The sequence below is a fragment of the Larkinella fluvii genome (genome assembly GCF_051857545.1).
Taxonomy (GTDB): Bacteria; Bacteroidota; Bacteroidia; order Cytophagales; family Spirosomataceae; genus Larkinella.
This window is the reverse complement of the sequence record NZ_JBPZHB010000005.1, coordinates 77271-96942: the sequence shown is the minus strand read 5'-3', so window position 1 is coordinate 96942 and position 19672 is coordinate 77271. Positions and strand designations below refer to the sequence as shown.

Here is a 19672-nt window from a genome sequence, read left to right as displayed (position 1 = left end):
TCGCATTTCTGGCTGCGGTTCCTAAAAGTATCAAAAATAGGCCATTCCGCTGAAAGAATTTGATTGATCGTTCATCAACAGGCTGCAGAAGCTTAGTCTATCACCAGTCCGGGTTACTTTTCGCGGTAATGCTGGAACCGCGTTTCCTTTAGCAGTCGTTCGGTCTCATCCTTGCCGGCAGTCATTATGCTACCAATAGCATCCGGATCGGCTCATGTATCTCTATAGAATCTCAAAATACGGGGTGAAATACCCTCGCTCAAAATCCCGCCGTAATCGCGCTACGTTGGTGAATTCGTACAGCAAACCGGTGTGATGGCGGAATTCAATGAACTTCCACATGGCCGGTTCCCAGCCACCGGTATCGTTCCCGGTTTCGGTAATCAGGCTTATTCCTTCGGTTCCGTCGCCCCGATTATATATATGATAAACCAGGGCGTTACACAAATAGTCAGAATGATTGATATACACCAGGTCGCCAATATGCCAATCGTGAGCCGGTACCGGCACGGTGCGGTTTTTAGTTGCCGACGTTTCCGGTTCGTCCTCTTCCAGTTCCATCCATTCGGCATCCTCCCGCTCCCATTCTTCCCGCTCCAAGGCCAGTTTCAGCCGGTCGCGGTGCTCGATCAGGAAATCAGCTACATCGATGGTGTATTCGAACGGCAAACCCGCCGGTTTCCAGCGGCTGACGAAAACCGCTTTGAAATCCTGATACAGGACCTCGGCCACATGGCGGTTTTTGAACAGGTGTAAACAAAGGGCCAATGCCGTCTGCGCGGGACCGGAACCGCCATACCCCCAGCTAAAACCGTCTGGTGAATGATTGCGGATCTGCTGGCTTTCATCAGGAAGGATTTCGATGCCATCAACGAACAGCCGCTGGTTCTCGCCATTTGCATTCGTGCCAGCGATGAGGAACGACGTTTTCTCTAACTGAAATACGGGTGCTTCCATGCGTTTAATCTGAACCGGTTTCTGCTTATAGTCGGTAGAAACCGGCTGGAGTGAATGTATTAAAAAGTTTGCATACTAAAGTCAAAACCGGTGATTTGATAAACTGGGTCGGCTATTTTGTTGCTGCTGCCTTTCGTTTTGCTTTGGCAACCTCTTCGGCTGTCCAGTAATTGGGATGGGTGGCCAGTTGATAGATCTGCTGATCGACGGTTTTGTATTCCTGTTGCAGGGCCTTAAGCTGCTGCTTTAAATCGGCAATCTTTTGCAACCGTCTTTCCTGTTCATCGCCATTCTGCTTGATCGATCCGGCTTCGGGCAAAAACTTCGTCCAGTGTTTCGGTGTCATCTCACAGAATTTCAAAGTAGGGCGTAAAAAAACCGGTGGCAAAATCACGGGTTACCTGCTCCCTGCTTTCGAACGTATAGTGTAAACCGGTATTGTGAACGCGGTTCCAGTCGCCAACCGGTTTGATCCAGTCGCAATGTCCAAAATGGTCCAGAACCCGGCAATGTCCGTCCGGGTCGACGGCAAGAATCAAATACTGCTGATGCAAGCCTTTGTACAAATCGCCAACGGCCCATTGCCGGGTCGGAGGAGTGGCCGGTTTTTGAGTCTGGTACTGGTTTTCTGATGTCGGTTCCATGGGATTGTGTTTTGAGGGTGAAAAATTAACTACTGCATGCGCCTGCGGCACCTTTGGAGCGCGGCCGATGACTCTACAAACCTTTGGAGGGCGCGCGATAATCAATTACCAAGCTGTCGCGCCCGCGGGCACCGCTTCCGGACCTATGCACCCGCTTAGGCCTGGTGAACCCGCGCGACGGGTTGGGTGGGAGGGCGGGTTTTGCGGGCCGGGGCTGGCATTCGGGCGGCCGTTGCCAGCCGCCCGAATTTGTCAAATCATCACGTTGCATTTCTCGTAGAGCCAGAGGGTGTACCAGTCATATAAAACCAGTCGGGCAGCGGGAGTTTTCATACCGGGAAACTGGTCTTCGTAGACGCCCAGCCATTGAACGGCTTCCTCCACCATTTGGGCGGGATCGGTGTGCAGGGCGTGTTTTTTCTGTCCGTCGGCCCGTTCGGTCCAGAACCGGAATACCGGTTTTTTGTGGCAATATAAGGCTTCAATCATCAGCGTATTGGAAAGGGGAACCGGTATTGATCCGGCTCCGGTGAATGAATCAGCGACGTTTCCGGTAATTGTCCCGGTCCTCTCCGCGCATCAGCCAGGTGGCCAGCGCCACTAGTCCAATGAGAATAATCAGGTTGCTGAAAATCATGAGGCCGTTTCCTCCTTTCCCCAACTGGCCGGCAGGTAATTCTGCTGCTGCCAGGCCCGTAACAGGGCTTTGTACTTTTTACGTCCCTGGGCGATTAATCGCGGGGCACAGGTCGGCTCGAAATAGAACAGGTCGTAGGGTTCAACCTTCTGGATTCCGATGAACACAAACCGGCTGGCACTGATGCTGTCGAGGTAAAAAGCCGCCTGTCGGTCATAGTCGTATTTTACGCACGTTTCCAGGAAGCTCCGGTAATCACGGCTGCTGGTGCTTTTGAAATCCACGATGAGCCGGTTTTTGTGCAGGATGTCGATTTTGGATTTGCAGTCTAAACCCGTATCCGGATCGGTGAACAGGTTCAGGTTTTCTTTCCGGGAAAACTGCAAAACCCATCGGCAAAACCGGTGCTTCCGGACCCGTTCCGATAAATACCGGAGCAATTCAGCGTCGACGTCTGCGGGGATCGGGGGGGCGGTTTTGGGTTCCAGCAACTGGCTGTGCAAAGCCGTACCGAAAGCAAAGGCTTTGACCGGCTTTTTGTCGGAATAACCAAACAGGTGATTTTTGAACTCGGTAAGGTCCGAATTGGAAATGCGGGGGATTGAACGGTAGTCCATATACGGGAGGGGATGGGGCCGGAAATAAACCGGCCCGGTGGGGGATCAGAAAGAAATGACGACGATGGCAGGCTGAACGTCGCGAAAACCTAAGAACCGCACGCGTTGCCGGACTTCTTCAAGGGTCGTGCGGGGTGTGGTGCTGCCGCCTTCGGAATCGGAACCAATAACCAGGGCATTACCGCAAATGATGGAGGGATAACCCATGAAGCGGAAACAGGGCGCTTTGGCTTCTTCCAGTAAGGCTTCATCATCGACGCAAAGGGCGTCCCCGTTTTGCTGCCGGGCCACAAAGTCGATGGTCTGGCAGCCAACGGCTTTGTAGAGGTCTTTTAAACTGTTAGCATTGATTTCGATAGCGTAGACAGATTCGGTGTAGACGTCGATTTTGATGACGGAGATTTGCATACCTTTACGGTTTAAGATTTAAAATGAAGGTAGAGGGGGCCGGATTCCGGCCCCTTTCTCTTGTTAGGCCGGTAGCAGTAATTCCGTTTCGTCGGGTTCGTTGAACGGGTTGTGGTAATTGTAAGCCGTCTTGATATTGGCGATGTCGGTGAGGGTTTCCAGCCGGAAAATTTTATTCGCCTGACTGAATGCTTTTAGCGTTTTCGTTTCCTCCCGATTGGCCAATTTGTAGCTGAAGGTGGCAATGTAGTAGATTCCCTTCGGCTGGATTTTGGTGTTTTCCTTCTTCTCGGCGGTGGCCGTGATCACCACGTCAGCCAGCGTCAGATCATCGTAGAAAAGGGGTTCAATCAGCCGGAAAATGTTGTCCACGCTGTAACCGTGGAATAAAACCGCCGACACACAGTTCTTTTCATCGACGAAAAAAATCTCTGCCCAGTTTTTGGTGCCCATGTTCAGAATATTGTCGGTAAAGATGCGCCAGGCGATGGGCTGAAAAGTCAGCGTTCGACCTTCCAGCTTCTCCGTACCATTGATGTTAAAAACGCCTTCCTTCGCGTCAAACCGGTATTGGCGGGGGTGGCCTTCCAGGTACTTGAACCGGTCAGCGGGTTGGAAGTTGATGACTTCGCCGGTGGATTCGTTGATGATTTCGCCGGGTTTGTTTTTGGCGTTCATGGTGATTAAGATTTAAAATGAAGGGTGGCCCGGTCAAAACCCGCCGGGCCTTCGGGTATGACTTTACTAGCGGTCGAGAACCGGGCAATAATCCCGCACTTTGGCAAAAGCCGCTTCCTTCATCGCTTCCCGGTCTTCGGTGCAGAAAGCGGATAAGGGCAACCGGTGGCCGACCAGTGTGACGGCTGAAAGTGTCACGGCGTCCGGCTGGCCGTCATCGTCCCAGCTTGAAGGGCTGCCGCTGTCGTAGCTGAAATCAATTTCGAGTTCAATTTCAAGGGTGATGCTGGTTCTCATGCGCTTTGTTATTGATTTGATAATTGGGTGAACAAGCAAATAAAACCGGGGCGTTAGCCCCGGTTGGAGCCTGTTAGTTGCTGATCAAAATTTGACCCTTTTCAACGGTCACGGTAACGGACTGGCCGCGCTCAAATCCGGCTTTTTGTAGCCAGACGCCAGCCAGAAGAAGCGCGGGAACAAACCGAATTTGACGGTAAACATTTTGACGGGGCTGGTAGCCCATTTTGCGGATTCGCTTGGTCATGGGAGAAAAGCCGGGCCGAAACCCGGCCATTTATCAAAGGTGAGAAATCAGGACGCCATTTAAGGTATTGGTATTTTCAAGCTCACGCGGATCATAAATATCATAAAGCAATTCCATCGCACGCTGACGGTACATTCGATAATCGTCCAGGGTCAGGACATCATACTTTTCCTGGTTCAGAAAATAATCGACTTTCTTTTCGTAATTCTCCTGGTAAGAATATACTTCCCGCTCAATGCTGGCTGTTTTAACCAGCCCTTTCGATAAATAGAATTCTACCTTTTCGTAGGTGCTTTCCAGCAAAGCGTAGAAGGTGTTACCGTTTGGGCTTTTGAAGTACATAATAGGCTTGCTCATGGCTGTGTGGGTTATCAAATCCTTCGTTGAATTTGATAGTATAAATATATAGTGTTTTCACTACATAATCAAGTGTAAATGTTAATTTATAATCAATATATATTATAAAAACACTTGATAAATTAAAGTGAAAGCACTATATTTGGACTATGAAAACAGCGATAATAGGAAGCCGAACCGCCACAGACGCCAGCTACGAGACACTGAAGCAAACCGCCGACGAACTGGGAGTCACTGAAATTATAAGCGGGGGCGCAACCGGCGCCGACACCCTGGCCGAACGCTACGCGCAGGAAACCGGCAAACCGCTGACGGTTTTTAAAGCTGACTGGAACCACCATGGAAAAGCGGCCGGACCCATTCGAAACCGCCAGATCATTGAAGGCGCTGACCTGGTGCTGGCCCTCTGGGATGGCCAAAGCAAAGGCACCGCCGACAGCCTGAAAAAAGCGAAAGCCCTGGGCAAACGAACGTGGATTATATGGATCTAAAAAACAAGGGAGCCAGCAGCAACGGCCTGGGCAGGCAAACCACCAACCTAAAAGCCAAATCTCCGGAGCGACCGAAGGCCCCCCGTGGAGAGAAGCCCGACGCAGAGAAACGAAGACGGGCGAACGACCTGGGGGCCGCAGGGAGCGGGCCTTCCCACCCCGGATGACGTGCGCGCCGGATGGGCCGGGTCGGCAAGCCGCTTTTTGTGCGTAAGGGCGAAGCGCTTCATTTGCGGGTTGGCTGGGAATACACCGGATTCAACATTTGCTTACTGTAGAATGCTGTTCAGCATCGGCAATCACCCATTTTTTAAAGGACTATGTCTGAATCTTACATTTATCAAGTGATTCCACTACATTTGTTTGAACCTAACACAGATGAGATGGAATTCGGGGAGATATTAGCTACCATTGCTCAGGAACTTCATATTTCGTTGACCGATATTGCCGAAGAAATGGATATTCACCGGAGTAAGCTCTACAATTTGAAAGGGGGCCGCTGGAATCCGAACTACGATTTTTGCCGAAAATTCCTGGAGACGTATCCACAAATCAGCGCCGACTTTTTGATGACCGGCAAAGGAAGTGTACTGAAACAAAATCAGGTGACAACCAATCGTTCGGATCAGGAGATCATCATTCAGGCCCTGACCAAACAGATTCGTGAGCTGGAAGCCGAAAAAGAAGGCTTGGTTTTTAAGTAGCCCGTTGATTTTAATCTGTTGAATTCAATTCAGGTCTGCTAAGAGTCAATTATTGTGGCTTATGCGACAGTATGTATCGGTAGCTTGTAGGAGGGTCCTGAATTTCGATAAATCTTTGTACCTGAATTCCAGGGCTTGCCGCAGTGTCTGCCGAGTCCGCTCCGATTGTACTTCTGTCAGCTTACTCTCCCGACTTCCCGCCACATTCAAAACCCGGATTTCCAGATTCAGAAGCCATTCGCGGAATTCAAAAGCCGTTGGGTTGACCAGAACCGGTTTTCGGAGTTGATGCGCGGTTTGAATCGTCAGTTTCGTACCACCTGATTCCGGATCACCAAAAACCACCGTGCCGTCCGAATCCAGAACATTTTGTCGGGTGCGAACCGGATACGAAGCCGAATGACTTTCGACCAGGCCAAAGGCTATCAACTCCAGATTGGGACCGGTTTCGGTTTTGTAACCTTTGGGGGCGGTTCCTCCGGTCGGTATACCGAGAGAGCGGGCGACTTCCAGTCCGATCTGATCGACGCCGGTTTGTCCACCGGAAATGAGTTTGTCAACTTGCACTGTGTTACTGCTTCTTTCGAGTTAGGTAGTTGCCTGACGTATTACATTCTTCAGGCAGTGATTTAAAGATGGGATTGAACCAATTAATTTGATTTAAACTTGAATTGGCCTTTATAGCCCAATTGAAGCTGTACAAAATGTTGCTCAGATCGGAAGGTAGTCAAAACAGTTCTGAAGCGAAAAAAAACTTTATCATCACTATTGGAGATCGGGTAATAGAACAATTCAAATTCAGGGGAGTGATACCAACTCCACTTTTTATTCTCAAATCCTGGTCGGTTCCATAATTCTTGTTTTGAGGTTCTCCAACCGGACGTTAATCCGAAATTACGGTACAGGACGGTTTTATATTTCACTTCGGCACCAATTCCGAGCATGTTTACCCGTTGAAACTCGTATTCAACCGCATCGCTTGGATTAATACGGGTTAATGCTTTTCCCCTAGCATTGGCCCAGTCAAATTGGGAAAATAAGTTAATTTCATACTCGTTATTGAATTTGGTGATCCATTTGAAGAGATTCAGTTTTATTCCTAAATTTAGGAAACTGCGTTGGTTCAGCAAATTTCGATTAATACCAATTCTACCATCCGCAGTAGTATCCGGATTTACCGAATTGAAGCCGGTATCAAACCGGGAGTATTTAAAGTAGGGTTCGAGGTAATTTAAAAAGTACGAAAACCGGTTATGGTTGTTTTTCGTGTTTAAAAATATGTGGGCAGATGCTTCGGTTTGAACCAAACCATTTCCACGTTCAGCCTTTACCAACGATAAAAAATCCGTATAGATATTTAAATTGATATAAGAACGTAATGAGGTACGGGTTGTTAACTTTTTCTCCCGATGTTCGGATTCCGGTTTTAGAACGATAGATGGGTCATCTCCTGGCGGGTAGTTTCGGTCCAGATTGGGATTGTACCAGAGCACTTCACCAAATTTTAAGAAGTCAAATTTATACCTGCCCTGAGCCATTCCGATGGCGTAAAGCTTGGTTTCTCCTATTCTCGAATCATAAATTAAGTGCCGAATGGAAATTGGGATTCGTTTCTTGCGACTGGTTGTATTTACATTCGGGCTATCAATAATTTCTTTTTTTCTGGAAACGATATTGGTGAAAATTTCAGAGATTTCGTATTCGTACTGTTTCGTAACACTTTTGTATTTGTATATGTCCGCGTACACTTTAAGGTCACTAATGACGCCATTAGAAATACTTGCCTCCACCTTTTGAATTCTTACTTGAAGGTAAGTAAGAATGTATTCAAAGGTACTATCTTGGTTGTCCTTGCTGGAAATAGGCTGATATGTTTGTATTCTCGTGTTGAGTGCCTTGTCCTGATCTTCCGTTGTAATCGTTAACGTTGTTTCACTTTCGGGTTTGCTTGTGGTTCCCGTGCCACTCGAAGGACTGGTAGTTGCTGATTGGGCGGTATTTGATTTATTTTCCCGGGTATTCTTCCGGATGGTATATAGACTGGGAGTTAACGATTTTATACTCAGTATGCCAACAGCTTCAGAGGTGTCCCGATCGGTATTCACCCGGCGTAAAATTTCATCCAGGAAGGCATTATTGTCTTTGATATTAATGATTAACGTATTGTTATCTTTCTCAACTTTCACTTTCTTCTCGTCTGTTACATCAACAGAAAGAGAAAGAATAATTTGCTCCCGATCATCGAACAAGTCATCTCGTTTGATTTTAATCATAACCTCAGGCTGGGTAATTTCATTTTTTACTATTTCCACCTTTTGGGAAGTAATCGTATAATCATAATTCAGACTGGAATTTCCACTCGTTTGAATGGTTACGGTAAATGTATCCAGATCAGCGGGCCATTTTCCAGAGATTGATATGGGCAAAACGAGGGTTTCTTGGTCAGCCTCGCGGGTTGTAATCTCCGATTTAGAAAATCGAACCGTGATTTGAGCATAAAGGGTTGAACTGGCCACCAGCGTGAGGAATATCAATAATCCCAACCGGTAAAAATTTTTCATGGAGTAGAGAAGATGACTTTTGATTTGGTTCAGCAAAATGCTTTGAATTATAGTTGTTGAAGCGAAGAAAAACATGATTAGTCTACCTTATACGGTCATAATTCTCACCGAATGTCACACAAACTATTTTAATTAACGGGTCTGTTTCTAAACTGAACCACGAGTTATTCCTGGTTTATAGCTGGAAAATTTGGTGTGCCATGGAAATTGATTTTAGAAACCGAGCGGCTATCAAATCGGATGAAAATTTATGGTCAAAAGCAAAGCGAAGGAAACCTTAATCCGTAATTACGGATAGTACCTTTTTTTTGGCCAAAGTACAGAGTTCAGGTTGATATGGATACGGGAAATTTCCCCTTTTTTATACCGTTATAAGACGCGCCTTTTTGTCGAGTTGAAGAAATACCGCGCAAACAGCAGCACGATCATAATACACCCACCCAGAAACTGCAAATCCTTCTCCCCGGTTTCCCGGCCCCAGTACCGCAGGATTGCAAAACCGCCCAGAATCAGCATCAAGTACAGCGACATATCAATCTCCTGCGTCTGTCGGCCGAGGTAGCCATCACACACCTCCCCGACTACGTCCAGATTCACGAAGGGTTCCTTCCGCAGCCGGTCGCACAATTCCCGGATCATGCGCGGGTTACCATCTGCGGTTTCATATACCTTCGTCATCACCGCGTCGAGGTCGCTGACTTCCAGATCATCCATCAGTCGGTAAATCATTTTCAGGGCATCCGGACGTTTCAGTTTCTCCAGCTCCACCCTTTCGAAATCCCACACAAATGCCGTGGCATCGATCTTCACCATTCGCGCGGTCGTGATGATGGTAAAGTGTTCTTTCAGTTTCGTCAGGGCCTTGACGGCCGTCGGGGTAATGCCGTCGATGTCACCGATTTTCAGAATGTACTCACGAGCCGTGGTGGCATCAATCAGCGTCTGCACCAGGTTCGGCAAACTTTCCCCGCTGACTTTCCGCTCCAGGGTTTTCAGATCGGACGTCTGGTATAACATGGTGGCAACGGTTTCTTTGTCTCCCAGCACGTGGAGCAAGGCACCAGCCATCGATTTCTTGAATTCTTTGACGTCATCGATCACCAGGGTTTTTCGGTCGAACGCCAGGCTGTTCAGCAGGTGGGTTTTGCCGATCCCAATGGAACCAGTTAACAAAACCGAAATATCCCGGTTGATGAAATCGGTAATCTGTTTTAACTCCCTGTCCCGGCCGACCGTGAAATCACCTTCCAGATTCAGCAGGTTAATCCGCCGGTTTTTCCGGGGAAAAAACCGCTGTTTTAACCGTTCCCAGATCGTCGGTTTGGGCGTTGCAGCATTGATGGCCGCCCGCAATGCTATTGGATCGGTGTGGGTATAAATCTCTGTAGTCTTCGAACTCTCATGACCCATCAAATCCCGAATCGCAATCAACTCCGTTCCTTCCGCGATCAGGTTGCTGGCGAAGGTATGCCGGAGCTTATGGGGCCGCAGTCCGCCCAGTTGCGGTTTGTCGGCTTCCAGCCGGTTGAGCATGTTGTTGACGGCGCTGCGGCCAATCGGTAGTTCCGGGTTGGTCGGGCTGGGGAAGAGGTAGCCTTTGGGTTCAGCCTTTTTTTTCTTCAGATCCTCCAGCAGATCGGCAAAGGCATCGTATAAGCGGTCCGACATGGGAACCGTTCGAATGGCGGTTTTATTGCGCTTCTTCAGGGTATAAATTTCCAGCGTTCGTTTCTTAAAATTGCAGTCCGACCAAACCCGATTTCGGGCTTCCGTCACCCGGCATCCGGCATCGAGCATGAGCAGGACCAGCAGCCGATGGCGGGGATTGTCGATGATTTTGAGTAAGGCTTCCTGTTGCTCGCGGGTGTGAAAATCGAGTTCTTCCATGAACGAAATAAGCTGGTGGTCCCGCTAAAGTAAAACAGTAAATTGTCTGTTCAATCAAGCGCGGGCAAATTGATGAAACTGAGGGCATTTTCCTGTATAAAATAAAATGAAGTCGGAAAATAGTACTTGTAATCCCATGTGGTTACAGAGCCTGTAATAGCACGTTTTTTTTCAGCCGAAAGTGTTTTAAATGGGAGGCATACCCGAGTGCTTATTATGTCAATCCGCATTCAGATTTCTGTATAACCACAAATACGGGAAATTACCCGTTGCTATCAATTCGTGCATCTTCTACTTTCAGCCATAAATCCTACAACCCATGGACTTCTTCTTCGACTCTCACCTGCATCCCTCGCTAAAAAAGCAGTTCGCTAACCCCGCTGAAGTGCCGACTTCCGGTTTGCCAACCTTTAATCCTTGGAGAACTACGGCAACAAAAGAGTTTCTGGCTGCGCTTAAACCTTTAGTCAAGTGTTTATTGCGGCCCTTTGTAGAAAGTTCTCTTGCTTCTCAAGCTTCTTTGACCCAGTTAAACCAAAGCAATTATAAAATCGCCATGCTGGTCCTGTTTGCCCCGGACAGAGGAATTTTGCAATTGATAACTGACAATAAAGGATTCAATGACATCGTCAAAAAAGGAGGATTTGGCAATATTTTACTCGAAGATCGTTTTCAGGCTTTAGCGCAAACCAACGACACGTTTGCCGTTTTAGAAAGGGATCTGGAGTTGCTCTTTAAGACAAATGACAGCGGTCTGAAAATTGAAAAATTACTTACCAGTAATTTTAACCCATCAGATACTGACGTATTACATGCGGTATTTGCCATTGAAGGTCTTCATTGTTTACGCCGACAATTTGATCAAACCGATCCTGTTACTGTCATTCAAGACATTACCACGAATCTCGATCGGTTATTACAGGATAATGTTAAAATAATTGCTATCAATATTGCCCACATTGATTCCGGAAATGATCTATTCGCAAATCAGGCTTATTCCGCCGATGGTTTTCGGGAAAGCGGTTTTCATGAAGATCAATTACGACCGGTTGGCAATGGGTTTACACCCTTAGGGGAACAAATTGCCAAGGAGTTATATAAACGGGAAGTCCTGCCCGACGTTAAACACATGAGCTGGCTGGCTCGCAAACAGTTCTATGCATTTAGAGATAAAGAATCCATAGAGTCGCCCATTGTCTGTTCACACGCTGGTTTTACAGGATGTTGGTTTAACAAGCCAGGTGAACCTGGTTTTCAAGACTTTATTGTTTCCTCAAAGAATCGACTCAATGACAAAGGCATTGTTCAACGTAAAATTGCGTTAGCCAAACCTTGTAAAAAATTTGATGGCATTGGCTTCAATGTCAGTACCATCAATCTATTTAATGAGGACATTGAAGCCATCTTTAACTCAGATGGTTTGATAGGCTTATCCCTGGATCAGCGCATTCTCGGTTATACCGGAGTTGTTTTTGACCAAATTGATGAAAGTCCCCTGACTGACAACGTCAGCATGAATGCCAATGGATTAAAGGATGTGCATGTCATTACTGATACTGATTTTATCTCAGAAAACGAATTAAAAGCAGAACCCGTATTTGGCAAAACCTCACAAAATAACGATAGGCTGGCTGACTGTGTCCGGTTAGAAACCTACAAAGACTTGCACGCCAATCCAACCAATGTTAAAAACTTTATTCATCCCCGACAATTCTACATGCATGTTTTGCATGCTATGCAATTAGCCCAGCAATTGGGCGGTGAGCAAGCTGTTGAAAAAATGCTGGGGAAAACGCTATGCATTGGATCCGACATGGACGGGCTTATTGATGGATTGGACTGCTGTCCCGATGTTGCCCGCATAGCTGATTTCAAGAACCGCTTTGTTAAAGAATTTCCCAAGTATTTAAAAGAGTTCAAAGTTAGCCTGCCTGCTTCAATGGCCATTGCCCAGGTGGCAGATCGTTTGTTCTTCGAAAATGGTCGTGACTTTATCTTTAGCCGGTTGGACGCGCTTAATCAGGGAGGTCTGGTCGTTCCTGTCGCCCATCATGGATGAGAATATAAGGCCCTGTATGTGAAACCAGTGATAATCAGTTCTCAATATGGATGCAGTGATGGATTTAACGGCACGGGCAGTCGCCTTTATCACCGTGGCCCAGGATATTTCCTATTCCCAAAAGCAACAGCGAAATCATGGTGGAATCGAGCAAGTGATCCTCCTTCAACATCCGGATGAGTTACTGGCACAACTGAAAAATGCGAAAGAATTTAAACCTTTTCGGGAACGGATAAGCGAATTGATCAAACAGCCGGACGATAATCCGTTGACCGATTTTGATACAACCTTTTCGGATTGGCTTCAGAAAATGAAAGCCTTATTGAATTGGCTATCCAAAAATCAGGCGCTTTTATATCCAAAACTTTGTTATTCTCATGTTCCTATAACCGAAAAGTCTATAAAAGCAGAGGATCGAACGGATCCCTACCCTGCCCCTCAGCAGTGGCGACTAGCGATTCGACAGATTCTTTACACCAACATAGAAGAACGTTTTGAACTGGTTAAAGCCCTGGATTATTTGCCTGTTTTAATTAAGCTGGCTTATTTGGGCACTTCGGATTTCGCCACACAACAAACGACCAAAGTAGAGGAATTGCTTTCGAATAACATTGTGCTTGAGCTTCTGAAAAATGATGATTTGCTGGTAAGTGAATTAATTAATAAGCAGATTCCCTTGCCGTTCGAATCGATCTATCGCCAGGAATTGTCAGAGATTATAGACAATCGGGAGGACCGTAAAATTCCATTTTCTTCTAATGCACTACCCAACGATCCGCTTCGGCAGGCCGAGGCACTACACCTCCGGGCGCTCGCCTTTTCAGGGGGGGGGATTCGATCTGCTACCTTCAATCTGGGTGTTTTACAGGGACTTGCCAAAGCCGGTTTATTACCCAACTTTGATTACCTGTCGACCGTTTCCGGGGGTGGTTACATTGGAGCCTGGTATACAGCCTGGATCAAACGAGACGGAATACTCTTAAAAGTACAGGATCGCCTTAACCCGGAAAAAACGACGGATCCGCGGGGGGAGGAATTACGCCCGCTCCGGTGGTTACGCATGTTTAGCAATTACCTGGCTCCCAGCAATAATATCATGTCCACCGATTCTTGGACTGTTGGCGTAACCTGGCTTCGCAATACTTTATTAAATCAGGTAATTATTCTGCTGCTGGTTATCTCCGTCCTATTGGCCGGTTTGGTTGGGTATATTTTCTGGAGCCGCCCTTTTCTCAATCAGCACATAAACGAAGGACTGGCTTTTAAAATCTTTAGCTCCCTCTTGTTCGTCGGTGCTTTGCTTGCTGGTATAGGCATGGGAGGATACCGTCCGGATCTATATCCTGGTAAAATCGCAGGGTCTTCTAAATCTAAATTAATTACCCTGGGGATAATAATCCTGGGCTTTTTAACGGCCTTTCAGGTTAGTAGTTGGTTCTTTTATCATTCAAAATATTTTCATCACACTTTTTTAGAGCGGTTTGAGTTATTGTTTGGTATTTTCTGGGTGGGCACAATCGCCTTGTTAATCGTAGCCCTATTTGGGCGCTATGATACGCAGTTGCCTGGCAGTAACTGGAAAGAGAAAATCATTCCGGTGATCCTGGTGATTATTTTTTCCGGCCTGTCCGCACTTTTCGGGGTGTTACTTCTGACTGTTGCCTGGGGCTTTATTCAGGATTTAGCACACAATTCAGATCTATCTGATAGATGGGATAAAATTGTTCCTCAGAAAAGATTGAATTGGCCGGTATTCTTTCAGACGAAGGAATTCAGGACGCGGCTGGCATTTGTAATTGGTCCCCCACTTGTTCTGGAAGTGTTGAGTCTCACCGTCGTAATGCGAATGGCTCTGTTGGGAAAATATTTTCCTGATGCCCGGCGGGAATGGTGGGGTCGTATCGGAGCCATCATACACCGAAGTATGCTCATGTGGATCGTGTTATGCAGTATCGGTTTATTAGGGGCCAAATTAATCGAAACCACCTCCGCTTCTTTACTTGCATCCCTATCAGGAAGCTGGATTGCCGTAGTGGGCTACGCCGTCAGACTTGCTTATAGTTCGGATACACCCTCGCCAAAAACTGCCCCGAAAACTTTTACGGCGAAGGGAAAGGATATTTTAACGCTCATTGCGCCGTACCTCTTTTTAGTTGGCCTGTTAATTATCGCCACCAAATTAATATTCCTGATTTTGAAAGCCGATTGGTTTCAAGGAGCAGGGCCAGCATATGAACCAAACTATTCGTTGATACACGTTGCTGCTTTGTTTCTTGGGTCTACATTATTGACCTTTGCCTTAGCTTGGCGTGTGGGAGTAAATGAGTTTTCCATGCACCATTTTTATCGAAACCGGCTGATGCGAAGCTATCTGGCAGCGACACGTCGACGCACCGATCGGGAAAAAACCGCTAATGCTTTTACAGGTTTTGACGATGAAGACGATTTGAAATTATGCTTACTCCGAAACAGCCTGGGGTATCACGGACCAATTCCCATCATTAATACAACGCTTAATGCCAGTCAAGTGTCAGAGACTGATCTGGACCGTCAGGACAGAAAAGGAGAGTCCTTCATTTTTACCCCTATCCATTGTGGTTTCGATATCAGCCCTACCCGACCGGCTAATCAACAAAGCATTGTATCGAATGAATACGGCTATCGACCGACCGAGTTTTATGCCTATAAACCTAAAAAGCTCAGCGATGGAAAAACGATTCCCGGTGGTCCCTACCTGAGTACAGCTATGTCAATTTCCGGCGCTGCGGCCAGCCCCAATCAGGGAGCGCACTCTTCACCCGTTACGGCTTTTCTGATGACCGTTTTTAATGCACGTTTAGGCTGGTGGTTGGGCAATCCCCGAGGAGAGGACTGGCAACATTCTGACCCTCGTTCTGGTCTGGCTTATTTAATCTATGATTTAATCAGCAAAACCAGCACCTCACAAGATTTCGTTTGTTTGTCCGACGGCGGTCATTTTGATAATATGGGGCTTTATGAATTAATCAGGCGTCGGGTTCGACTGATTATACTCGGTGATGCCGAACAGGATAATCAGTTTACTTGCGAAGGCCTGGCCAATGCCATTCGACGTTGCCGTGTGGATTTTGGTGTTGAAATCACAATCGATGTAAATAAAATTACCCATCGGAACGATAAACCCAATTTTTCTACAAAACACTATGCATTGGGGGAAATCTGGTATCCGGAAGACCAGAAAAACCAGCCATCCGGCCGATTAATTTATCTGAAATCTTCTTTAACTAAAGACATCCCTGTCGACATCCGCGAGTATGCTATTAAAAATCCGGATTTCCCTCATCAATCGACAGCAGACCAGTTCTTTAATGAACCCCAATTTGAAAGCTACCGGCGTTTAGGTATGCATGTTTTGGAAACCGCCTTAGCCGATAAAGACATTCGTTCATTGTTGTAAAATCAGCTCAAACTTGCTTTTAATGAACATTACTCCGAAAAGTTGGAAAAGATTTAATGTGTACCCGAGTCGGTGATTCTATTTTTCTTTCAGCCTTATGTTTGAGTCAAACGGTACCTGTTTCAGAAGGCCGGACTCTTCAGTAGGTGCGAATACTTCAATCAAAAAATGTCAGAAATTCAAGATACCTGTTCGATTATCCGATCCTTAAACCAACCACCTTCCAGAAGCCGGACCAAGATCAACCACTGATAGCCATACTATGAGACCCTATTTATTCGCTGGTGTTTGTCTGGCGCTACTTTCATTCAAAACCAAAGCGCAACAGGTTCAGACTAAAGGCGATACAATTTATTTCAATAGTAAGCCGGTACTCGGGACCGATAGCATCCCTGTTTATCAGGTACGAAATTATATTCATAAAGAAGCGATTGTTTTGAACTCAGAGCAAAGTTATCTGACGCTTCCTTTTATAGGGGAATATCACTTCGGAAACAATGCTACGCATAAAAACTATGCATTAACCGGCAATCCGTCACCTCGTTTTTTCTTTTTTCAGGGCATCCGAAGTCGGTTTTTACTGGAAGTATTTATTGAGACGCAAATCCGGATCCTGAAAAATTTCAGCTATTCGGAAAAGTATCGTAATTATCTATTCTGGGACCTATCGAGTCCGGTACGCACACCCGGCTATAAACCGGGGGCAACCCTTTACATTGGCCTAGGATCGGATCGGAAAGGCTCAGCTGACTATGATAAAATCATCAAATTATTTAACAATGATCCTAAAGTTTACCGGTTTAAGTATTTAACAATCAGTGCCTACCACTATTCTAATGGTCAGGATGGTAAACACGACCCCGCTTCTCAAATTCAGTTTATGGATAATGCAATTGCTAAAATTAATTCGGTCGAGGATTACCTGAAAAAGGGTTATCGGGATAAAGTAGCCGCTATCAACAAGCAGGATTACTTGAGAAAATTTAATGTTTATAATGGAAATTTTGCCGTTGATCTCATTCTGGCGGGCGGTATTACCTTCAACAGAAAAGAATACGCAGCTCCAACGGCTAAAACGGGGGCAGAGAAACTCGTCAGCGGTTTAATGTCTGCTAAAGCAGCGGTACCAGCCAGCGGTAAAACTACCTATGACGTGCAGGTAAGTCATTATATCGGACTTCAAATCCCGGTGCTCATCGGTGAAGATCTTTTGAAACGCAATTCGCCGGTTAATGCGTATGGCATGGACCGAATCGTTTACCGGTTTCAACATATCGCCGACGAGCATGGAGACCCCAATAACAAGGCGACTTCGCAGTCTGTTTTTGAGAAAAGGCGCTTTATTGCCAAAGCTTCGTTTGCATTCAATGCACTAAAAAATAACCCTTATATTAATGGGGTTCAACGGTTTAATGTGGATCTTCGGTATCATTTTTCGGGTATAGGTAAAGCCCAAAACCGCTTTTTTCAAACCAATTCGGGTAGTTATTTCATCGGCGCAGGCTGGAAAGGGCAGGATGATTATAACATTTACTTTGAAGATAGTTTTCCTTATGTAAATTTTGGAATTGCTTACGGTTTCAAAACCAATTATGACCAAAAAATTAACCGGGTGGTAGAACGGCTCCGAACGCCCCAACACTAAAAACCGCCCCTGAAAATCGACCTCCTTGAGGTAAAGACGGGCAATGACCTTTGTGGAGAGCCACATTTTGGTTAATCCCAAATCAGGTTGGTTTATTTATTCGTTTTAAATATTCTGAGTCAACTTATCAAGTTTGGTTTATTTTGGGGCAACTATTATCCGGATGAGTCAGCGTTGCCAATTTTTTCGAATCACCCCGAGTAACTTTCCCCATGAGGATTTAATTTGACTGTGTGCAATGGTCGCTCGCTTTCCAGAATCCCCATTGCTGCTATTTTTCCGGCTATTGGCTAACTCCGATTTCGGAAATACCAACTTGCCACCCTTGTGTAGATTGGGATAAAAACCTTCTTCCGGAGCAGGTAGAAACTGTTTGCAAGCGTCGGAACAAAGATTAACCAGTAGGGGCAAATTATCCGTGCCCACACGCAAGGTAATCCAGTACTGATCAGTTTCGGCGTAGGCCATGGTTTTGCGGCAGATGCTGCAATGTACTCCATCGCTATTGTACTCAATGCGTACCTTGTTGAGGTCGGGAAACAGCATTCCGTTGGTCCGATTTCCGTAGAGCGCCCGGGTGCTGACTCGTGAATCCTTCAGGTTGGTGCATCGCGTAATTTCATAGGGAAACCAGTGAAGCCTGTAAGACGTATAGGGATCAAGGTTTACTAATGATTCCATCTGGCCGATTTCCGGTGGAATCACTCTAATCGCACTGCCATAGAGCCAGACATACTTCACTTGTTTCAGTCGGCTAATCGATGCCGGCAAGGTTCGGATCTGTGAAAATAAGTCGGCCCCAAGTGATTCCAGGGGGGCAAACTCTGCAGCTCCATTGTCGGCTACCTGGTCCACATATCGACAAAGGGCATCCCAGGCTTTCGAATTGGTATCCTGCTGTGCATTGCGAATAAGTTTCATGCCTATTTCCAATCAGGGTATAGATTTTAAGGTCACAATTGGGCTTTCCGATAGTCTAATTAAAGGTAAAAACTATTTGTACAGAAGCTAGAAACGGGTTCCTGATCTGCAAACTGGATATTTTTAGGCCGGGGGTACGGGGGGTGTACAAAATGACCATTGTGTGTATACGGTTTCGAGTCAAATGTGTACGCTGACTTCCCGGCTGGCTTTTGAATTTTACAAAGAAAAAACCCGTTCGCCCGGGCTACCAAAATACGGTCTGAAAAGCGGTTATTGCTTCATCTGGCCCAAAGTCGATTTCATGGATTGGGTTTCCGCAACGGCCAACTTCAACTGCTCGTAGAGAAACCGTTTGCTTTTGCGGGAAGAGGGATGCCAGAAGTTAATCACAGGGATACCCTTCCATTTGCCGACGCTGTAGGCATTGGATTCGGCTCGTACCAGCGTCTGATCAAAAAGGTGATTGAGGTAGCCATCATACCGGAAGCAACACACAATGACCGTCGGTGCGATGGATTCAATTTGCCGGTGAAGCAGATCACGGCTTTCGACAATGTACTGACCAATCACATGCGGATTGGCTGTGGCCGTGCCGCTGGCTTTTTTGACATTGATGAAGGCGACGGATTTCAGGGCGGCATGCCTGTCTTCATGGCTTACCTGGTCAATGTGGTCCGGGAAGTTATTCAGAATACCGTAGGCCCATTCACCCAGCCGGTGGGCAAACTGCAGGTACATGACCGATTTGATCCACTCCCGGTAATCGGCGTGATTGTTTACGTAATCGTGCTGCTCGCGTAGATTGTGTTCTTTGGCAATAAACAGAATACGCCGGGGCTGACTGGCATACAAAACCGGGTCAATGATGCCGTCTTTAACAAACTGCCGTTCGCAATCCGGTAGATTTTTGGCTTTGTAAAGGGCTTGAAACTCGGTAAAAAGGTTTTCCATTTTTTATATTAGGTGGGGGTCAGAAAAAAGGAAAGATACAGGGTTTTTTGATGGTTGATATTGAAGGAGCGAGCTATTTTGCTTGGCAATGGGGAGCGTAATTACCATTCGATAAATGGGTTTTGAATCATGCTGATTTCCCTGTAAACTTCATCAGCCATCTTAACTTTTT

The 19672-nt window shown here is 46.4% G+C and carries 21 protein-coding genes; 5 read left to right on the top strand and 16 right to left on the bottom strand.

Annotated features, from left to right (window positions below; all coding sequences use genetic code 11):
- Window positions 1–222 precede the first annotated feature (222 nt).
- From ACS5NO_RS13930 to ACS5NO_RS13885, 10 genes are all read right to left on the bottom strand, one after another.
- Complete coding sequence (locus ACS5NO_RS13930) at window positions 223–957, bottom strand: DUF6166 domain-containing protein (protein ID WP_439415713.1); 735 nt, start codon at window positions 955–957, stop codon at window positions 223–225.
- A gap of 112 nt (window positions 958–1069) precedes the next feature.
- The gene (locus tag ACS5NO_RS13925) at window positions 1070–1303 is read right to left on the bottom strand and encodes a hypothetical protein (protein WP_439415712.1); all 234 of its coding nucleotides are present in this window, start codon (window positions 1301–1303) and stop codon (window positions 1070–1072) included.
- Window position 1304: 1 nt separating this feature from the next.
- A complete protein-coding gene (locus ACS5NO_RS13920) occupies window positions 1305–1601 on the bottom strand; it encodes a hypothetical protein (protein WP_439415711.1) in 297 nt (98 codons plus the stop codon).
- Window positions 1602–1853: 252 nt separating this feature from the next.
- Complete coding sequence (locus tag ACS5NO_RS13915; protein WP_439415710.1) at window positions 1854–2090, bottom strand: hypothetical protein; 237 nt, start codon at window positions 2088–2090, stop codon at window positions 1854–1856.
- 144 nt (window positions 2091–2234) lie between these two features.
- Window positions 2235–2855 carry a PD-(D/E)XK nuclease-like domain-containing protein gene (locus tag ACS5NO_RS13910; RefSeq protein ID WP_439415709.1) on the bottom strand — a complete coding sequence of 207 codons (621 nt, stop codon included), beginning with the start codon at window positions 2853–2855 and terminating at the stop codon, window positions 2235–2237.
- Between the two features lie 45 nt (window positions 2856–2900).
- Complete coding sequence (locus tag ACS5NO_RS13905) at window positions 2901–3263, bottom strand: DUF3846 domain-containing protein (protein WP_439415708.1); 363 nt, start codon at window positions 3261–3263, stop codon at window positions 2901–2903.
- A gap of 63 nt (window positions 3264–3326) precedes the next feature.
- Window positions 3327–3941 carry a hypothetical protein gene (locus tag ACS5NO_RS13900; protein ID WP_439415707.1) on the bottom strand — a complete coding sequence of 205 codons (615 nt, stop codon included), beginning with the start codon at window positions 3939–3941 and terminating at the stop codon, window positions 3327–3329.
- A gap of 66 nt (window positions 3942–4007) precedes the next feature.
- Entirely contained in the window at window positions 4008–4238 is a 231-nt protein-coding gene (locus ACS5NO_RS13895; protein WP_439415706.1) for a hypothetical protein, read from the bottom strand.
- A 73-nt stretch (window positions 4239–4311) separates the two neighbouring features.
- Window positions 4312–4464, bottom strand: a complete 153-nt coding sequence (locus tag ACS5NO_RS13890; protein ID WP_439415705.1) for a SymE family type I addiction module toxin — start codon at window positions 4462–4464, stop codon at window positions 4312–4314.
- Window positions 4465–4518: 54 nt separating this feature from the next.
- Window positions 4519–4842: a hypothetical protein gene (locus tag ACS5NO_RS13885; protein ID WP_439415704.1), complete on the bottom strand. Its 324-nt coding sequence runs from the start codon at window positions 4840–4842 to the stop codon at window positions 4519–4521.
- 149 nt (window positions 4843–4991) lie between these two features.
- Here ACS5NO_RS13885 and ACS5NO_RS13880 point away from each other — a divergent pair, with 149 nt between their 5' ends.
- The gene (locus ACS5NO_RS13880; RefSeq protein WP_439415703.1) at window positions 4992–5333 is read left to right on the top strand and encodes an SLOG family protein; all 342 of its coding nucleotides are present in this window, start codon (window positions 4992–4994) and stop codon (window positions 5331–5333) included.
- 47 nt (window positions 5334–5380) lie between these two features.
- Here ACS5NO_RS13880 and ACS5NO_RS13875 read toward each other — a convergent pair whose 3' ends face one another.
- Entirely contained in the window at window positions 5381–5563 is a 183-nt protein-coding gene (locus ACS5NO_RS13875; protein ID WP_439415702.1) for a hypothetical protein, read from the bottom strand.
- Between the two features lie 153 nt (window positions 5564–5716).
- On the opposite strand from ACS5NO_RS13875, the gene ACS5NO_RS13870 reads away from it, so the two are divergent.
- On the top strand, window positions 5717–6037 hold the full coding sequence (locus ACS5NO_RS13870) for a RodZ family helix-turn-helix domain-containing protein (RefSeq protein WP_439415701.1): 321 nt from the start codon (window positions 5717–5719) through the stop codon (window positions 6035–6037).
- A 45-nt stretch (window positions 6038–6082) separates the two neighbouring features.
- Here ACS5NO_RS13870 and ACS5NO_RS13865 read toward each other — a convergent pair whose 3' ends face one another.
- From ACS5NO_RS13865 to ACS5NO_RS13855, 3 genes are all read right to left on the bottom strand, one after another.
- Complete coding sequence (locus tag ACS5NO_RS13865; protein ID WP_439415700.1) at window positions 6083–6604, bottom strand: YpsA SLOG family protein; 522 nt, start codon at window positions 6602–6604, stop codon at window positions 6083–6085.
- Window positions 6605–6687: 83 nt separating this feature from the next.
- Window positions 6688–8598, bottom strand: a complete 1911-nt coding sequence (locus tag ACS5NO_RS13860; protein WP_439415699.1) for a hypothetical protein — start codon at window positions 8596–8598, stop codon at window positions 6688–6690.
- 369 nt (window positions 8599–8967) lie between these two features.
- Window positions 8968–10485: a tyrosine-type recombinase/integrase gene (locus ACS5NO_RS13855; RefSeq protein ID WP_439415698.1), complete on the bottom strand. Its 1518-nt coding sequence runs from the start codon at window positions 10483–10485 to the stop codon at window positions 8968–8970.
- Between the two features lie 319 nt (window positions 10486–10804).
- Here ACS5NO_RS13855 and ACS5NO_RS13850 point away from each other — a divergent pair, with 319 nt between their 5' ends.
- The 3 genes from ACS5NO_RS13850 to ACS5NO_RS13840 all read left to right on the top strand — a co-directional run bounded on the left by ACS5NO_RS13850 (window position 10805) and on the right by ACS5NO_RS13840 (window position 17625).
- Window positions 10805–12544 (top strand): hypothetical protein, encoded by a 1740-nt coding sequence (locus ACS5NO_RS13850; protein ID WP_439415697.1) that lies wholly within the window; start codon window positions 10805–10807, stop codon window positions 12542–12544.
- 46 nt (window positions 12545–12590) lie between these two features.
- On the top strand, window positions 12591–15980 hold the full coding sequence (locus ACS5NO_RS13845; RefSeq protein ID WP_439415696.1) for a patatin-like phospholipase family protein: 3390 nt from the start codon (window positions 12591–12593) through the stop codon (window positions 15978–15980).
- A 262-nt stretch (window positions 15981–16242) separates the two neighbouring features.
- Window positions 16243–17625, top strand: coding sequence for a hypothetical protein (locus tag ACS5NO_RS13840; RefSeq protein WP_439415695.1), 1383 nt, complete (start codon window positions 16243–16245; stop codon window positions 17623–17625).
- Between the two features lie 168 nt (window positions 17626–17793).
- Here ACS5NO_RS13840 and ACS5NO_RS13835 read toward each other — a convergent pair whose 3' ends face one another.
- Both ACS5NO_RS13835 and ACS5NO_RS13830 read right to left on the bottom strand, forming a co-directional pair.
- Window positions 17794–18546 (bottom strand): leucine-rich repeat domain-containing protein, encoded by a 753-nt coding sequence (locus ACS5NO_RS13835; RefSeq protein ID WP_439415694.1) that lies wholly within the window; start codon window positions 18544–18546, stop codon window positions 17794–17796.
- A 273-nt stretch (window positions 18547–18819) separates the two neighbouring features.
- Window positions 18820–19500 (bottom strand): uracil-DNA glycosylase family protein, encoded by a 681-nt coding sequence (locus tag ACS5NO_RS13830; protein ID WP_439415693.1) that lies wholly within the window; start codon window positions 19498–19500, stop codon window positions 18820–18822.
- Window positions 19501–19672: the final 172 nt, after the last annotated feature.

Coding starts and splice junctions, on each gene's coding strand:
- ACS5NO_RS13835 (WP_439415694.1), bottom strand. CDS start 18,546: ATGAAACTTATTCGCAATGCACAGCAGGATACCAATTCGAAAGCCTGG.
- ACS5NO_RS13855 (WP_439415698.1), bottom strand. CDS start 10,485: ATGGAAGAACTCGATTTTCACACCCGCGAGCAACAGGAAGCCTTACTC.
- ACS5NO_RS13860 (WP_439415699.1), bottom strand. CDS start 8,598: ATGAAAAATTTTTACCGGTTGGGATTATTGATATTCCTCACGCTGGTG.
- ACS5NO_RS13870 (WP_439415701.1), top strand. CDS start 5,717: ATGGAATTCGGGGAGATATTAGCTACCATTGCTCAGGAACTTCATATT.
- ACS5NO_RS13845 (WP_439415696.1), top strand. CDS start 12,591: ATGGATGCAGTGATGGATTTAACGGCACGGGCAGTCGCCTTTATCACC.
- ACS5NO_RS13915 (WP_439415710.1), bottom strand. CDS start 2,090: ATGATTGAAGCCTTATATTGCCACAAAAAACCGGTATTCCGGTTCTGG.
- ACS5NO_RS13890 (WP_439415705.1), bottom strand. CDS start 4,464: ATGGGCTACCAGCCCCGTCAAAATGTTTACCGTCAAATTCGGTTTGTT.
- ACS5NO_RS13910 (WP_439415709.1), bottom strand. CDS start 2,855: ATGGACTACCGTTCAATCCCCCGCATTTCCAATTCGGACCTTACCGAG.
- ACS5NO_RS13905 (WP_439415708.1), bottom strand. CDS start 3,263: ATGCAAATCTCCGTCATCAAAATCGACGTCTACACCGAATCTGTCTAC.
- ACS5NO_RS13930 (WP_439415713.1), bottom strand. CDS start 957: ATGGAAGCACCCGTATTTCAGTTAGAGAAAACGTCGTTCCTCATCGCT.
- ACS5NO_RS13895 (WP_439415706.1), bottom strand. CDS start 4,238: ATGAGAACCAGCATCACCCTTGAAATTGAACTCGAAATTGATTTCAGC.
- ACS5NO_RS13900 (WP_439415707.1), bottom strand. CDS start 3,941: ATGAACGCCAAAAACAAACCCGGCGAAATCATCAACGAATCCACCGGC.
- ACS5NO_RS13850 (WP_439415697.1), top strand. CDS start 10,805: ATGGACTTCTTCTTCGACTCTCACCTGCATCCCTCGCTAAAAAAGCAG.
- ACS5NO_RS13885 (WP_439415704.1), bottom strand. CDS start 4,842: ATGAGCAAGCCTATTATGTACTTCAAAAGCCCAAACGGTAACACCTTC.
- ACS5NO_RS13830 (WP_439415693.1), bottom strand. CDS start 19,500: ATGGAAAACCTTTTTACCGAGTTTCAAGCCCTTTACAAAGCCAAAAAT.
- ACS5NO_RS13880 (WP_439415703.1), top strand. CDS start 4,992: ATGAAAACAGCGATAATAGGAAGCCGAACCGCCACAGACGCCAGCTAC.
- ACS5NO_RS13920 (WP_439415711.1), bottom strand. CDS start 1,601: ATGGAACCGACATCAGAAAACCAGTACCAGACTCAAAAACCGGCCACT.
- ACS5NO_RS13875 (WP_439415702.1), bottom strand. CDS start 5,563: ATGAAGCGCTTCGCCCTTACGCACAAAAAGCGGCTTGCCGACCCGGCC.
- ACS5NO_RS13840 (WP_439415695.1), top strand. CDS start 16,243: ATGAGACCCTATTTATTCGCTGGTGTTTGTCTGGCGCTACTTTCATTC.
- ACS5NO_RS13925 (WP_439415712.1), bottom strand. CDS start 1,303: ATGACACCGAAACACTGGACGAAGTTTTTGCCCGAAGCCGGATCGATC.